Origin of the sequence: Aliterella atlantica CENA595, from assembly GCF_000952155.1 — a bacterium.
GTDB classification, from domain to species: Bacteria; Cyanobacteriota; Cyanobacteriia; order Cyanobacteriales; family Chroococcidiopsidaceae; genus Aliterella; species Aliterella atlantica.
Genome location: NZ_JYON01000004.1, coordinates 1 through 15305 on the forward strand (window position 1 = coordinate 1; position 15305 = coordinate 15305).

The window sequence follows — 15305 nt, forward strand, 5'->3', positions numbered from 1 at the left end:
CAGACCGAAATTAACGCTTCTGGAGAGATGACCCTCTACTTAAATCTGGAAACAGTGTTTGAGCAAAGTCGCTCGTTGAAGGAAGAATCCCCCGTCACAGCGCAAGCTTGACGGTGGGAGTGTCAATAACCAAGCGATCGCATCCTAGTCATGTAGTTATGTCGGCTGAAGCTTACCAGCAGTTGATGACACTAGCGGAGTTAGAAGATCGGCTTTTAGGGCAACAAGCACAATCAGCCTTAAACCAGTCGCAGATGGTAGGAGTAGAAGAGTTTACGCTAGCTATGCAGCGATTAGCAAATGGCGAAGCTTGATAGGTTAACTCACATCTTGCACCATCCCGCCAAAGAATAAATTCCTTGGCTCATAGCTTAAGTCGGATTTATCCGACTTTCCTGGGATTGAACTGTGTTTTAGTCCGTTTTAACGGACTTCTACTATCAGCCTTGAAATTGATTTCAAGGCTGATGAGGCAAGGTGCAAGATCTAAGTTAAAGTACGAACTAGATCGCTAATATCTAATAACTTGGAGAAAAAGCGATCGCATTATGCTGACTGATATTTGGACTGTAATTTGGAAAGAATGGCGAGAATTACTATTTCAGCGCGGTAGTTTGCGGGGAATTTTGCTGAGTTTGATTCCTTCGGTGCTGATATTTGGCGTACTTTTACCTGCTCAAGTTGGGCGGGTTTGGGTAGAATCTCCAGCGTCGATAGTGTTGTGGGGTTGGCTAGCTATGCTCCCAGTTACGGCGATAATTGCCGATGCTTTTGCTGGAGAAAGAGAAAGGCATACTTTGGAAACTTTACTTGCTAGCCCTTTGTCGGCACGAGCAATTTTGTTTGGTAAGGTAGGGGCAGCGGTAGGCTATGCCTGGGTATTGACGTTTATTATGCTGCTGGTAGCTTTGATTACTGTAAATGTTGTTGATGGCGATGGTAGGCTGTTACTTTATCCGGCAAAGATTGCTATTGGCGGCGCGATTTTAGGACTATTAACAGCAACTTTATCGGCGAGTATTGGCGTACTTGTCTCTTTAAGAGCCGCAACAGTTAAACAAGCGGCGCAGCAACTTGTTTTTGCTTCTATTGCCTTAACTTGGTTGCCTTTATTTGTCTTGAGTTTGCTTCCTACTCAAGTCCAAGAAGATTTGGTAAAACTAGCCCAAAATGGCAATACTACAGCAATTTATCTTCTTGCTGCAATTATCCTAATTATTCTCAATTTTGGCTTATTGCTACTAGCAATGGCGAGATTTAAGCGATCGCGCCTTATTCTAGATTAATTATTATTTCCTACTTCAACTCGGCGCGGAATCTCAATTGTAAAAGTTGAACCCTCGCCCAGCTTACTTTCTACATCAATCTTCCCTTGCATTAACCGCACTAAGCGATCGCATATAGCTAGCCCTAAACCAGTACCGCCATGCTGACGGGTAATTGTTTGATTTGCTTGGCGAAATTCATCAAAAATATGCTCGATATCAGCTTCAGCAATGCCAATTCCTGTATCTTTGACAGCAATTGCTAGGCGATCTGACCATAATTCCTCTACTGTAACTGCTACTTTGCCCTCGCCTGTAAACTTGATTGCATTGGAAATCAAATTGATTAATACTTGGCGCAAGCGATCGCTGTCGTTGACAATATTAGGATTAGTTAAATTTAATTCCACCTCAAGAACTAAATTTTTCTGCTCGGCTAAAGAACGGCTTTCCTCAACAGTTTCCTTGACTAATTGGACTAAGTTAAACTCAGCTAACTTAAGTTCCATCCGACCAGCTTCAATTCTGGCAAAATCCAAAATTTCGTCAATTAACTTTAATAAGTGCTTGCCATTACTAAAAATTCTTTCCACCATATTTGCTTGATTGCTAGCAAGATTAGGCGGGGCTTGGCGGAGCAGTATTTGCGAAAATCCAATTATCGCATTCATCGGACTGCGTAGTTCGTGAGACATGATTGCCAAAAAATGAGACTTTAGCTTGGCACTTTCTTGTAGTTGCAAATTCTGCACTTGAATTTTTTGCAACTTTTCTTCTGCTTGCTTGCGGGCGGTTATATCGCGGATCATGCACCGCAGATCGGTGACTTTACCTTGGCGATCGCGTACAGTGGCTATAGTTATCGCCGCCGCAAAGGGTTGAGACTGACGGGGACAGATGTTAATTTCCCATTCTGGCAATCGCTCTAACTCTTGGACGCGATTTAGCTGATAGCGTAAAGCGTGGCGATCTTTGAGCGCAATATAGTTAGCTAGCGGTTTACCAACTAGGGCAGATTTAGGCATATTGAGCAAGCTTGCTGCTGCTTGATTGTGTTCGCGGACGATCCCAGATGGATCGGTAACTAAATAACCATCAGGGGCAAATTCAAATAATTCTTGATAGCGCTGTCGTTCGGCTGCTATTTGGTCATGCGCGATCGCTAATTCCTCGTTTTGCGCTTTTATTTCTTCTTCAGCTACAAAAAGTTCTTCTAGAGCGCATTGCAACTCTTCTATTACTTCCAGCGTTTTTTCTGGTTTTTGGGCTGACTGTACCGCTTGTTGGTTTTCTAGCTTGGTGGAGATATTTTTAACAAGACCAAGCTTTTGCCCAAATATATCTATTTTTCGTTCAAATTGCTCGTTCCTTGCTTTGTCCACTTTATATAACAACCTTCTAAATTAAAATATTTAGATACATTGATTAAAAATAGCGTCAGTCCCCAATACCAGCATCAAATGATACTTATTCGTATCTGCTTTTAGCAATGGAACCTAACTATAAAATTGAGAATTTTAAATTTTGACTTTTATTTAAAGATACAAGTTTTTGAGATATTTAAATCTACTTTAGGAATTATAATTTCTAATTGAAAGCTCTAGCTTTAGGTTAGTAGTAGAATCTAAATAGGTTCAAGAGGCATTGCTATTTACTTCCATAAATAATATCGCTCCTCTGATTTCTTTGGTGGCACTATATAAAGGATTGCAAGATATGTTGCATTGAATTGTTCTGCCACGACGGTCGATAGCTACTACATTTACTACTATATTTTTTTCCTCTCCTGTCAAACAACTGCGGAGCGGCTGGCGCAACTGTTCTACAGGTAGACCAATATTTAAGTTCATTAAATGCTGACCTTGGACTTCTTCATGGCGCAAACCCCAGAGATTTTCTGCTTGGTGGTTCCAAATCTCAATTTGCAAATCTCGGTTGATAACTATGACACCACTATGCAAGCAGGACAAAACTGACTCTAGAAAAGCATTAGCTTGGTTGAGGTCGTCGCTACGCAGACGCAGTTCCTCGTTCATAGTTTGCAACTCTTCGTTAGAAGATTGCAATTCCTCATTCATTGTTTCTAATTCTTCATTGGTAGATTGCAATTCTTCATTAGTCGTTTCTAGTTCTTCGTTAGAAGATTGCAGTTCTTCGTTAGTTGTTTCTAATTCTTCGTTAGTACATTGCAATTCTTCATAAGCCATTTCTAACTCTTGATTAGCTTTCTCTACGTCATCTTGCAACTTTTTGGAGGAAGTAATATTTGTAAAAACGACACTTACACCTAGGATTTTGCCGCTAAAGTTGACGAGAGGATTAATCTGTACGTCAAAATAAGCGATTTCGCCTGTACTATTTGTCCAAGCAACACCGCCAATAGTAGTAGAGCGGTGGCTAGCGTAAACTTGGTCAATGAGAGAGCGCAATTCTACAGGACGATAAGACAATTCCAAATCTTGCAGCGGACGACCGATATCTTTAGTGCCTAAAGCAAACATTTGTCTGGCGGCTTCGTTAGCTAATGCCAATTGACCTTTGATATTTATTACTAGCTGCACTACTGGACTCGCTTCAAAAGCTGCATCCCGCAGACGGCTATTACTAACTAAGTAGTTAGTTTGTTCATTTTTATCGTTTTGAGTCATTGAGTATAAGTGTTCGCGTCGGGTGTTTTGTTGAGTTTTAATGAAAATTCTTCTTTTTAAATCTACCGTCGCAAATGAACTACTGCGACAGAGTAACATTTCTGCCTTGCCCATACATAGAAAACCGCCAGTATTGAGGGCATAGTGCAGCCGAGCAATTATTTTTGCTTGAGTTTCGCTATTGAAGTACATCAAAGTATTGCGGCAAGTCAACAAGTCAAGGTGAGAAATAGGTGGATCTTGAATTAAGTCATGACGACCAAAGATGAGCGAACGGCGTAAGTTTGGGCGGAACCTGTAAAAGTTATCTATTTTATAGAAATACTTCTCTAATATTTCAGCAGGCAAGCCATCAAATTCTTTAGCATTGTAGGTAGCTAGGCGGGCTTGATTAAGTGCTGCCATATCTACATCAGTAGCATAAATCTTGACGCGATCGCAAAATTGTTCTACGCCCAAAACTTCAGCAAATACTATTGCCAGGGTATAAGCTTCTTGTCCGCTAGCACATCCAGCACTCCAGATGCGGATAGGTTCTTGTGGCTGCTTTCGAGCAACAATGTGGGGAACTATCTGGTTTTGGATGTATTCCCAAGTGCTACTATCGCGGAAAAATCCAGTAACGTTAATTAAAACTGTATCGAATAGCTCTACCAACTCCTGTGGTTCTAGTTTTAAGTAGTTGAGGTATTTGCCATAGTTTTCCATCCCCAAAAACTGCAAGCGCTTGTTTATGCGGCGCAGCAAAGTAGAGCGCTTGTAACCACTAAAGTCAAAACCGCGCTGACTTTTAATATAGTCAATTAATTTTTCAAATTCTGGGTTTTGCTCTGTGTCACTCATAGATCGAAGAAGGAGCAATGTTGCTGCTTGGGTAGAGGCGCTGCAGTATGCCTCAACTTCAATGTAGAGCATTTAAGTATATTTGCTCTACCTGCTATGCGCGATCGACTAACCCTTTTTACCATTTATATCGTTATCAAGCGTTCGCCGATCGCTCCCCAGCGAACTTTCTAAATTTTGTCCTGTCAGTTCGCCGTTTCTTACTGACAAACTTTGGTTATTTTGGTTTAAAAGTAAATCGCGGACGAGGGCTGCTCCATTGTATGCTTCTTGGGCTTGTTCGCTAAAACGTTTTGCCGACAAAGCTTGATTGCGGGCGATCGCTTGTTCGCTCATGCGTTGAGTTAGTGCAGCTTTTTCTTCTAGCGCCCGCAAAGCGCTCCACAGAGCTACTTCCAAAGCCTGAGATTGTTCGGCAAGCAAACTATTGATTGAGAAAGAATGACCTGTACGACAGCGAAAACGAGTTATTTTGCCCTCACGGATTTCCCATAAAACGCCTCGACATTCTGGGCAAGCATAACCTGATGGGTTGCCAGGGCGATCGTTATTTTCAATTGCTGCTATGTCCATATCCATGATGTCAGTTTCGATTTGCATTTGCTGCGATACTGGTGCTGCAAGTTCAGATACAGGCAAATAAGCAAGTTCGCTTAAGAAATCAACAATGCCAGCAATAGGCAAAATACGGTCAACATCAACGTTATCAATCGCACTTTGCGGCATTCCAGAGTACAGCGCTTCCTCTGGATCTTGAGCAATAGCCACGCCGCCTCGCTGCTTGATGGCAGCAAGTCCTGCTGTACCGTCATCAAGCAAGCCAGATAGGACTACACCCACAACTCTTTGTCCGTATGCGCGGGCGGCAGAACGAAACAAAGTATCAATTGCTGGGCGATGGCTGTTTTCCTTGGGTCCCATTGCAACATGAACAGAACCATCTTTGATTAATAGATGTCGATCTGGTGGCGCAACGTATATTTTTCCGCGTTCGAGCGCTTCTGTACCTTGAGGATGACTAGCCCAGAGGCGAGTAGTTGCAGTTTTATGTTTTTTGGCGATCGCCCGATTTAAAATACCAGGCAAGACACTTGTACTTTGAGCCGGAACGTGCAGCACAATACATATTGATGCGGGGATGTCTTGTGGTAGATCGCTCACGAGTTGGCAAAGAAGTTCTACCCCTCCGGCGGAAGCACCAACCACAATAATGTCATGTCTAGGCATTTAATCAATTTCTCCCTGCTCAATATAAATTAGTAGACTTCTGGCAAAAGTAGGCAATGTTCTATAGATTGGCAATCCTATCCCCCTGTAGTCCCCCTTGTCTTTATACAAGAGGTCTAGAGATAATTTGTAGCGATCGCGCGGATGAACTAAGCTAACCAAATTCAATTTTGGGTTGTAACTACTTGGCGGGGCAAACTAACTGTAAATGTAGAACCTTGTTCCAACTGACTTTCAACAGCGATCGCTCCTTGCATCATATTGACAAGCGATCTAGTAATGGCAAGTCCTAATCCCGTACCGCCATGCTGTCTTGTGGTAGTTTGATCGACTTGACGAAATTCTTCAAAAATATGCTCTAGTTCAGATTCGGCAATGCCAACCCCTGTATCTTTAACGCTAATTATGACTCTATCTGGTGTTTGTCCGATTGTTACGTCTACTGTACCTGTATCTGTAAATTTAATTGCATTCGAGAGCAGGTTAACTAAGATTTGCCGCACTCTGGTACTGTCATTTACTACCATTGGATCGGCTAGCTGAACTTGAAAACGCAATGGTAGCTGCTTTTGTTCGGCAAGGGGACGCAGTTCGGCGAGCGTTGCTGAAATTAACTTTACCAAGTCAAATTCTTCTAGTCTTAGTTTTAGGCGACCTGCTTCAATTTTAGACAAGTCGAGAATATCATTAATTAAAGCTAAAAGATTTTTACCATTATTTAAAATCCGCTCTACCATATCAACTTGAGTCGGGTTGAGCGTTGCTGTCCGCTGTCTGAGCAATACTTGAGCAAAGCCAATGACAGCGTTCATGGGCGTACGCAGTTCGTGAGACATAGTAGCTAGAAACTGCGACTTGAGCCTTGCTGCTTCGATTAATTGCAAGTTTTGCCGCTCGATTTGCGATCGTGTGATTTCTAGTTCGCGGTTTTGGCTGGCAAGAATTTCATTTTGAATGCCTAGACGTTCTTCTCTTTCTTCTAAAGCATTAATTAGCCGAGCGTTATTAATGGCGATCGCTGCTTGTTCGCCTACCGCCTCTAATAAATTGCGATCTTCGACATCAAAAGCTTCAGGATCTTGCCAATTGCCAATTAGCAATACTCCCAATCGTCCAGCGGTAGCTGATTCAATTGCTACGGCGTAGATAGCTGCTGGGGCAGTTAGCGGGTTATTGGCATCAATTTGGGGTTGTTTTTGTTTGACTAATTGAGCTTTGCCCGTCAAAAATACTTGATGAATTAACCTTGCTTGGTAGGGCAAAAACTGTAAATTCTCTTGGTCGATGCCAGAAGTAGCTGTCAGTTCTAGACTTTTACTGTTGCTTTGTACCATTGCGATCGCGGCAAATTCAGCTTCCGAAATGCCATCGCAAACCGAACCTACCATGACTTGCAGCAAGGAAGGCAGATTAGTCAAGCGCTGGTTTAGCAAATTAGTGATGCGCTGCAATACGCGCAATTGTTGCTGTTGTTCGCCCAAAATGATAATAGCGCGGCGGAGATTTTCGCCGATATCTGTTGCTTGCTGATACAGACGAGCATTATCTAAAGCTAGCCCAGCCCGACGGGCTAAATCTTCTGCCCATTTTAGGTCGTTAGAGTTGTAGCTTCTGCCCAATTCGTTAGTGACAAAGGTAATTGCACCTAAAGCCCGTCCGCGAGCTTTCAATGGTACGCACATCATCGACTTGAGTTTTAATTGCTGTAAAATTTGCCAAGATTCTTCAGAAGTGGCAAGGGATCTCAATGTAGAGTCGGTAATTTCTGAATATAATTCTGCTTGTCCGGTACGAATGACTTGAGGAGCGCCAATTTTAGCTTGAGGATCGAGAGGATAAGTTTGTTGCAATTGTTGCGCCCACTGCATTTGTAATGGGTTTGCATGAGCTACAGCTACCAAACGCAGCGCTCCTTCTTCGTCTACGACGTGAATGCTACACCAATCAGCTTGGCGCGAGACGATGGAAAACGCTAGGTTAGTTAAGGTAGTACGGTAGTCTAGGGAAGCCGCCAAGATGGCGCTAGCTTCAGCTAAAAATCGCTCTTGTTCTTCAATCCGCTTGCGTTCGGTAATATCCCAAAAAACACCAACACTACCTCTAGATTTGCCTTGTTCGTCAAATAAAGGGGCGGCGTTGGCTAATAACTTCAGTTTTTGGGTCGTATCTACTAATAAGTCGATTTCACTATTTAAGACCTCAATTCCTTGAGCGGCAGCTTGCTGCATGGGCAATTCTACAGCATCTAGTTCTCTACCTTCTTTATATACTTCGTAGTCTGGGCGATCGCCAACTGGAGCGCTTTTAGAGGCATTAGCATTGCCAGATAAACCTAGCAATTTGGCTAGGGAAGGATTGACTTGAATGTGTTGGCATTGGGGATCTTGAGCGATCGCAATTCCAATCGGAATTACATCTAATAGCGTCTGCATCTCGCTCACGCGCCGTTCTAAGTCGCGGTTGAGTTCGCCGATTTGAGCGTCAGTACGTTTGCGATCGCGTAAGTCAATCGCAAAGCAGATCGCAAAGGTTTCAGTTCCTTCTACCAGCGCTCCACCGAGTAACAAAGGAATGCGACTACCATCAGAGCAAATACATTCTTTTTCATACGCGCCAAAGACTCCCTTTGATAGCAATTCTTCCGCCGCCCGACGATCGCTTTGGGCATATTCTGGTGGAGTTATTTCCTGCCAGTGCAATCTACCTAAATGAATATCTTCTCGGCTGTAGCCTGTCATTGCCAAAAAGGCATCATTAGCTTCAATCAGCTTGCCTTCAGCATCAGCAACGATAATGCCGATGATATTTGCCTCTGCTAACCGCCTAAACCGCGATTGGCTGGCTCTTAGAGCTTCTTCTAGCTGTTTTTGTTCGCTGATGTCGCTGATAATCCCTGACATCCGTACTGGGCAATTATAGCGATCGCGCTGCGCTTTGCCACGCGCTACACAATAGCGGTATTCGCCATCTGTATGCCTAATGCGAAATTCTGCTTCGCATTTTTCCCCATATTGCAAGTGATTTTTGATTGCTAAACGAATTTTTGGTAAGTCATCGGGGTGCATCAGCGCCATTAAGTTGCTGGCAGTTAGTTGAAAGTTTTCTCTAGTTGCGCCGATAATTTCCAACAAGCGATCGTTGCTGTAAACTTCGTCTGTACTGCAATACCAATCCCAAATGCCATCGTTCGCGCCTTCTAATACTAGGCGATAGCGTTCTTCACTTTGTCTGAGCCTTTCGTTAGCAAGGATTGCTGCTTGTTCGGCGCGATATAGCCTGACTGCTTGGCGCAGCGTTTGGTATAAGCTTTCGGGTGATAGTCGGGATTTGGCAATATAGTCAGCCGCGCCTGCTTTCATTACTTCAACGGCGATGCGCTCGTCTCCTTGCCCTGTCAGCACTACTAGCGGCGTGGCAATGCCTAAACTACGAATTTGCTGCACTAAACTTAGTCCATCGCCATCAGGCAAGAGATAGTCGAGAAATATGCAGTCAAAAGATTGTTGTTGAACGATCGCTAGCGCTTCGGTGCAGTTAGTCGCTTCTTCTAACTGCGTTTTTACGCCAGCAGCTTTAAGCGATCGCTTTACCAGCATACGATCTACTTCATCATCATCAACTACCAAAATTTTGACATTTTCTTCCATAACCTGCGGCGATCGGTCTGCCTTGTGCCTTTAAATATAAGCTTTATTTTTGATATACTTTTTCTAATTTTTTCTCAAATTTAATATATATTTTTATTTGATTTTTCCTGTCAGCCAATAAATCGCTACCTTCGATCGTTTATGGCTCTTTTTTGACATTTTTATGGCATTTCGCTCAAAGTCCAGTATTTATTCATAGTTGCTACTGTTTCTACAAAGTTGTTAAATGTTACGGGTTTAAGGATATATCCGGCAACGTTAAATTTATAAGCTTCTACCTTATCTTTATCTTCATTAGAGGTAGTTAAGACAATCACTGGAATTGTCTTTAACTCTTCATCTGCACGCAACTCTTTGAGAAATTCTATGCCATTCATTTTAGGCATATTCAGGTCTAGCAAGATCAAGCGTCTTACTTGCGGTATATTTAGCTCTGAATCTCTACCTCTCAATATAGATAAGGCTTCTATGCCATTAGATGCGTGATAAAGTGGATTATTAATGTTATTTTTCCTAAATGCCCTTTGGACGTTCATGACATCCACTTCGTCATCTTCGACAAGCAGGATGTTAATCATTCTTCTGGTATGGCTAGAGGTGGTTATCTTAAATTATTAATTAATATCAAATACAATACCTCAATCAATAGGCAGGTTATAGATATTCAAGAAGTAAGAGATATTAGAGTAATAAATTACATGAATTTAGTTATTAAATTTATGTAATTTATGTTTGTTTCAGCCAGGTAAAACTAAATATTGCGCCTTGCCCTTCTTGAGAAATCAATTTAATTTGTCCGCCTTGATTTTCAACGATTTTTTTGACAATTGCTAAACCAATCCCAGTATTTTCGCTTTTATCGCGGGCTTCTAAAGTTTGAAAAATTCCGAATACCTTGTCATGATATGCAGGATCTATACCTCTACCATCATCAGCTACACTAAATTCATAATAGGATTGGTATTCGCGCACAGAAATTTGGATATTGCCATCTTGGCGAGGGTGATGTTTGACTGCATTACTAATTAAATTGCTAAATACTTGCTCTAAAGGTAGTTTTTCTGTAGTTATAGTGGGCATAGGAGCAATATCAAGCTTAAAAGCAGGTGGCACGAAAGAATCGATAATTTCTGATAGTAAATCCCCTACAGATACTAAGGATTTTTCCGTACCCACACGTCCGACACGGGAAAATTGCAGCAAGCCATTAATTAAATCTTCCATGCGGTGAACGCGCCCGCGCAGCAAGTTCATTTGATGGCGAGTGTCATCTGTTAGCACCTCACTTAAGTCTTCCTCAATCCATTGCGAGAGATTAGCGATCGCTCTTAGCGGCGCTTTTAGATCGTGAGAAGTGACGTAAGCAAACTGATCTAGTTCCTGATTGCGCTTTTCTAAGGCGGTATTTGTTTGCGCTAATACGGCTGAAAGGTAAGCTAACTCGTTAGCGCGGTTCGTAAGTGCTGCTTCGGCTGACTTGCGCTCTTGAATGTCGCTGCAAAGTCCTACCCACTCGCGGATGCGATTATTTTCTGCCAAAACAGGAACGCCCCGCACTGCAAAGTAACGATAGCTACCATCAGAGGCGCGGATGCGATATTCGGTATCGTAGAGAGATTTTGTTTCTAGGGCAACCTGCCAAGCTTGGGTAGTGCGATCGCGATCTTCAGGGTGGATCGCCTCTAACCAGCCCCAGCCTTTGACTTCTGCTGGTGTTTGCCCTGTATATGCCCGCCAGTAGGGCATATCTTCAACTTCCCCTTGAGCATTGGTTGTCCACACAATTTGGGCTGTAGCGACAACTAAAGAGCGATAGCGTTCTTCGCTTTCGCGTAAGGCTTTAAGAGTGCGATTTAAGGAATGTAAGTTGGCTTCAGCTTCAAGTCGCGCTGCTTGTTCGCGCTCAAGAATTTCATCTTTGAGGGAATCTGCTGCTTCTAATTGTGCCGTACGTTTTTGTACTCTTTGTTCTAGTTCGGCATTTGCAGCGTAAATTTTGTCTTCTGCCTGCTTTTGGGTGGTGATGTCTTCAACTAGTGAAGCAACGCCGACTATATTACCTTTGCTATCGCTCAGGGATTGATTGTACCACTGACAGACAATTGTTCTGCCATCTTTAGTTATATTTTGGTTAGTATGGCGCGTGCCGCCAGTTTGCTGCAAAAGCGATCGCCAAACTCGCTCTACTTCTTCTTTAGCGCTTCTGGGGATTATTAAACCCGCAGCATGATGTCCGATAGCTTCGCTTTTGGTGTAGCCAAAAATTGCTTGGGCTGCTGTGTTCCACTCTGTAGCCTCAAAGTTTAAATCCCACTCAATTACTCCTAGGGGCGATTGTTGGACTTGGAAATCTAGTTTTTGCTGAACTTGAGCTAGTTGTTCTTGTAGCTGCTGGTAAGATTGTGGCGTGCAAGTGACTTGCCAATGGTTATCTTGACTTAATGTTGCTTGTTCGTGCATCCAGTAGTAAGTACCATCTGCCCAGAGCAAGCGATATCTGACTTGATAGGGTTGCCTTGTAGTTATAGCCTGTTGTCTGGCTGCTAGCAGGCGATCGCAATCTTCTGGGTGTAGGGTGCGAGCCAATCCCCAACTTAGTAATTCTGATGCACTTATCCCTAAATCGCCGTTCATAATTTTTTGTGCAAAACTTAAACAAATTTTATCTTTCGCAACAGCTAGCTATACTACTAGATGAATACCCTAAATTTGATACTCTAGTAAGGTGACATTCTCTTAAAAAGTTCAATACCCTGCTAACTTTTCATGTTATCTAAAAGTTAAAAGTAACTATAGACACAAGTTTCGTTGTACACCTTTTCAAGAGACTGGATCGCCCCTAGCATTTTAGTTAACTCAATTTTAAAGTTAAGCACAGTAAACGGCGGACGTTGACAATGAGTAAGATTCGCGTTGCATTAATCGAAGACCACGATCTCACCCGTGTAGGGATCAGAACAGCGCTGCAACAGCGGCAAGAAATTGAAGTAGTGGGGGAAGCTGCCAACGCTAATGATGGATTAAAGTTGCTAGAAACAGAACACCCAGATATTGCCATTGTTGATATTGGTTTGCCTGATAAAGATGGAATTGAGCTAACGCGCCAGTTAAAGGCTAGCCAGGATGCAGGTGAAGGTCCAGAAACAAAGGTGTTGATTTTGACATTGCGCGACAATAAGGAAGCTGTTTTAGCAGCTTTTGCTGCTGGCGCAGATTCCTACTGCATGAAGGATATTAGCTTTGATAACTTGCTAGAAGCTTTGCGCGTCACGCATGGCGGTAATGCTTGGATAGATCCAGCGATCGCTCGAATTGTCTTGCAGCAAGCCCAACAAACTCCAGAAGGTACGGATATTGCTGTTGATAACAGTAAAACTGTAGCTATCAATGCTGCGGATGCGGAATACGATCAAATGATTGCAGCTTACCCCCTGACAGAACGCGAGTTAGAGGTGTTGCAACTAATTGTTGAAGGTTGTAGTAATGCTGTAATTGCTGAGAAGCTATACATTACAGTTGGTACAGTCAAAACTCACGTCCGCAATATCTTAAATAAGCTATGTGCTGATGACCGTACTCAAGCTGCTGTGCGGGCGTTGCGTTCTGGTTTGGTAGGCTAGTTTTACAGTGACCAGTGACCAGTAACCAGTGACCAGTGAATAGGAGAAGTTTGCTGTAACCAGTTAAATAGCGACCAATTAGTGTTAACTGTACTAACTGGTAGCTTTTTAGCTGGCGACTGGTAGTTGTTAATGTTAACGTTTTAAACTGAGTAATTCTTGGGGAGAAGCTAATAGTTTGACGGTAACTGAGGTAATTTGCTGTTGGGGATTGAGTAAAAATAGCCAAGATACATTAACGCCAAATAAGGGCATTTGTACTTTACCGCTGACTTGAACTTTGGTTACATCTGCTTGGATTTCGGCAATTCCTTCACGCGGTTCGGCTTTTAAGCCTCTGGCTTCTTGTTGCAAGTAGCTTGCGATCGCATTATGTCCCACAATACCCGATTCAAAAGGCGCGTACATTACGCCATCAGGGGCAAATAAAGCGGCTGTAGATTCAAAGTCGCCTGCGTTTAAGGTTTCAAAGTAGTTAGATATTGTTGGTTCGTTAATACCTGCAATCGCGATCGTCCTACTATTATCGGTAGGTGGTGTAGAGTTAGCAGCTTGCATAAATATTTGTCCGCAAAGACTTAGCATTGTTATCTTAGGCAGCCAAGCATTGCTAAACCTAGCGTCTCTAGAGAGATTGTTTAACATCTGATAGTTAGGAACGCAGATGGACGAGGCAGTGCGTTGGGGAGACAGCGCTGTGGGCGAGTTTCCCGACTTGTAGCACCAGAACAGCAGATAAACGCAGATGTAAGTGTGAACTTATCGCATTGTAGGGTGCGTTTTGAAAACGCACCCTACAATTACCGTCATCATAGAAAGAGATAAATGAGACGTGCAGGCAAATATGAGAGCCAAAATTGAAGATATGGTTCTTTATCTTCATAAAGAAGATGTACCAGAGTTTAAAAAAGGTGGCTCTGTGGTACGAAACAGTTATTTTTGGGCGTTGCGTTCAATTGCTGGGCAAGCTTACCGCAACCGCGATTGGGAATATGAATCTGAAGTTTGGATTGCCCTATCGCGGATGCTGCTATCGTTTAGCGAGTCTAGGTATTTGGGTTTGAGCGAGACTATTTTAGAATTTCCGCGATCGCAAGAGCAAATTCCTGACGTGTTGCGATCTGTTTCTACTTGGGAGTAGTTATTGCGCCTCAAATACCATATCGGGAATCAATAATCGCTCGGTGTCTGAGTTTAGATGACCTATACCCAAAAAGCAACCGTCTTCTCGATAAACTTGCAAAGGTGAGTTAGTCAAAACCTTATCTTGACAAACAATTTGCTGCCCCTGACACCATTTTTGCGCTAAGTTTGTAGGTAAACTAATTGACGGGAGATGCTGCAAGGCGGTTTCTGAGGTAATAGGGTTAAAGCTACCTTGTTGCAATTGCTCTTTTAATTGGTCTAGGGTGATACTATCTGAAATATTAAACCCGCTGCTTTGGGTGCGTCTGAGGGCTGCAAGCGTGCCGCCAGTTTGTAAGATCATTCCTAAGTCACGAGCGATCGCTCGTATATATGTTCCCGCACCACAAGCAATTGCGACATCTATTTCGGGATAATCGCCACCGCGCCAGTCTAAAATTTCAATTTTAAATACTTCAACTATCCGCGTTGGCACTTCAATTTCTTTACCAGACCTAGCTAAATCGTACAAGCGCTTTCCTTCTACTTGAATTGCACTGTATTTAGGCGGAATTTGCTTTATTTTGCCTGTAAATTGCTTAAGAGCGGCTGAAACTTGTGTTAATTCTACACCGTTGACAGGTTGAGATGCAATAACTTCCCCTGCTAAATCGTCTGTTGTCGTCACTACACCCAAACGAATAGTTGCTTGATAAGCCTTGTTTGTTTGCAGATATTGTAAAAGCCTAGTCGCCTTACCTAATGCGATTGGTAAAACGCCTGTAGCGGTAGGATCTAAAGTACCGCCATGCCCTACACGTTTGAGGCGCAAATTCTTCCTTACCAGTGCTACACAGTCATGTGACGTAAATCCAGCTTGCTTGTCTAAATTGATAAAACCTTGCACGAGTTGATACTAAAGATAAAAGC

The 15305-nt window shown here is 42.9% G+C and carries 12 protein-coding genes; 4 read left to right on the top strand and 8 right to left on the bottom strand.

Annotation, left to right across the window (positions count from 1 at the left end; translation table 11 throughout):
• The first annotated feature begins 113 nt into the window (after nucleotides 1-113).
• Both UH38_RS05265 and UH38_RS05270 read left to right on the top strand, forming a co-directional pair.
• Complete coding sequence (locus UH38_RS05265) at nucleotides 114-314, top strand: prevent-host-death protein (protein ID WP_144405625.1); 201 nt, start codon at nucleotides 114-116, stop codon at nucleotides 312-314.
• A 234-nt stretch (nucleotides 315-548) separates the two neighbouring features.
• A complete protein-coding gene (locus UH38_RS05270) occupies nucleotides 549-1286 on the top strand; it encodes an ABC transporter permease (protein ID WP_045053600.1) in 738 nt (245 codons plus the stop codon).
• Here UH38_RS05270 and UH38_RS05275 read toward each other — a convergent pair.
• The 6 genes from UH38_RS05275 to UH38_RS24665 form a co-directional block, all read right to left on the bottom strand.
• Nucleotides 1283-2647, bottom strand: a complete 1365-nt coding sequence (locus UH38_RS05275) for a PAS domain-containing sensor histidine kinase (protein ID WP_200892302.1) — start codon at nucleotides 2645-2647, stop codon at nucleotides 1283-1285. The two genes, UH38_RS05270 and UH38_RS05275, sit on opposite strands and share 4 nt — an antisense overlap.
• Before the next feature lie 252 nt (nucleotides 2648-2899).
• Nucleotides 2900-4756 carry a CheR family methyltransferase gene (locus UH38_RS05280; RefSeq protein WP_045053776.1) on the bottom strand — a complete coding sequence of 619 codons (1857 nt, stop codon included), beginning with the start codon at nucleotides 4754-4756 and terminating at the stop codon, nucleotides 2900-2902.
• A 108-nt stretch (nucleotides 4757-4864) separates the two neighbouring features.
• Nucleotides 4865-5983 carry a chemotaxis protein CheB gene (locus UH38_RS05285; RefSeq protein WP_045053601.1) on the bottom strand — a complete coding sequence of 373 codons (1119 nt, stop codon included), beginning with the start codon at nucleotides 5981-5983 and terminating at the stop codon, nucleotides 4865-4867.
• Between the two features lie 164 nt (nucleotides 5984-6147).
• A complete protein-coding gene (locus UH38_RS05290) occupies nucleotides 6148-9630 on the bottom strand; it encodes a PAS domain S-box protein (protein WP_045053602.1) in 3483 nt (1160 codons plus the stop codon).
• Between the two features lie 161 nt (nucleotides 9631-9791).
• Complete coding sequence (locus UH38_RS05295) at nucleotides 9792-10208, bottom strand: response regulator (protein WP_045053603.1); 417 nt, start codon at nucleotides 10206-10208, stop codon at nucleotides 9792-9794.
• Nucleotides 10209-10356: 148 nt separating this feature from the next.
• On the bottom strand, nucleotides 10357-12264 hold the full coding sequence (locus tag UH38_RS24665; protein WP_052672264.1) for a PAS domain-containing sensor histidine kinase: 1908 nt from the start codon (nucleotides 12262-12264) through the stop codon (nucleotides 10357-10359).
• A 263-nt stretch (nucleotides 12265-12527) separates the two neighbouring features.
• Between UH38_RS24665 and UH38_RS05305 the strand changes: the two genes are divergently transcribed.
• Nucleotides 12528-13250 (top strand): response regulator, encoded by a 723-nt coding sequence (locus UH38_RS05305; RefSeq protein WP_045053604.1) that lies wholly within the window; start codon nucleotides 12528-12530, stop codon nucleotides 13248-13250.
• Nucleotides 13251-13385: 135 nt separating this feature from the next.
• Here the strand turns inward: UH38_RS05305 and UH38_RS05310 are convergent, their stop codons facing one another.
• Complete coding sequence (locus tag UH38_RS05310; protein ID WP_235355085.1) at nucleotides 13386-13895, bottom strand: nuclear transport factor 2 family protein; 510 nt, start codon at nucleotides 13893-13895, stop codon at nucleotides 13386-13388.
• Between the two features lie 199 nt (nucleotides 13896-14094).
• Here UH38_RS05310 and UH38_RS05315 point away from each other — a divergent pair, with 199 nt between their 5' ends.
• A complete protein-coding gene (locus UH38_RS05315; RefSeq protein ID WP_045053606.1) occupies nucleotides 14095-14391 on the top strand; it encodes a hypothetical protein in 297 nt (98 codons plus the stop codon).
• Here UH38_RS05315 and truB read toward each other — a convergent pair whose 3' ends face one another.
• Nucleotides 14392-15282 carry a tRNA pseudouridine(55) synthase TruB gene (truB, locus tag UH38_RS05320; protein WP_045053607.1) on the bottom strand — a complete coding sequence of 297 codons (891 nt, stop codon included), beginning with the start codon at nucleotides 15280-15282 and terminating at the stop codon, nucleotides 14392-14394.
• Nucleotides 15283-15305: the final 23 nt, after the last annotated feature.

What these genes read in the sequence shown, in the direction of transcription:
- UH38_RS05270 (WP_045053600.1), top strand. Translation starts at nt 549, where the DNA reads ATGCTGACTGATATTTGGACTGTAATTTGGAAAGAATGGCGAGAATTA.
- UH38_RS05280 (WP_045053776.1), bottom strand. Translation starts at nt 4,756, where the DNA reads ATGAGTGACACAGAGCAAAACCCAGAATTTGAAAAATTAATTGACTAT.
- UH38_RS05285 (WP_045053601.1), bottom strand. Translation starts at nt 5,983, where the DNA reads ATGCCTAGACATGACATTATTGTGGTTGGTGCTTCCGCCGGAGGGGTA.
- UH38_RS05290 (WP_045053602.1), bottom strand. Translation starts at nt 9,630, where the DNA reads ATGGAAGAAAATGTCAAAATTTTGGTAGTTGATGATGATGAAGTAGAT.
- UH38_RS05295 (WP_045053603.1), bottom strand. Translation starts at nt 10,208, where the DNA reads ATGATTAACATCCTGCTTGTCGAAGATGACGAAGTGGATGTCATGAAC.
- UH38_RS24665 (WP_052672264.1), bottom strand. Translation starts at nt 12,264, where the DNA reads ATGAACGGCGATTTAGGGATAAGTGCATCAGAATTACTAAGTTGGGGA.
- UH38_RS05305 (WP_045053604.1), top strand. Translation starts at nt 12,528, where the DNA reads ATGAGTAAGATTCGCGTTGCATTAATCGAAGACCACGATCTCACCCGT.
- UH38_RS05310 (WP_235355085.1), bottom strand. Translation starts at nt 13,895, where the DNA reads ATGTTAAACAATCTCTCTAGAGACGCTAGGTTTAGCAATGCTTGGCTG.
- UH38_RS05315 (WP_045053606.1), top strand. Translation starts at nt 14,095, where the DNA reads ATGAGAGCCAAAATTGAAGATATGGTTCTTTATCTTCATAAAGAAGAT.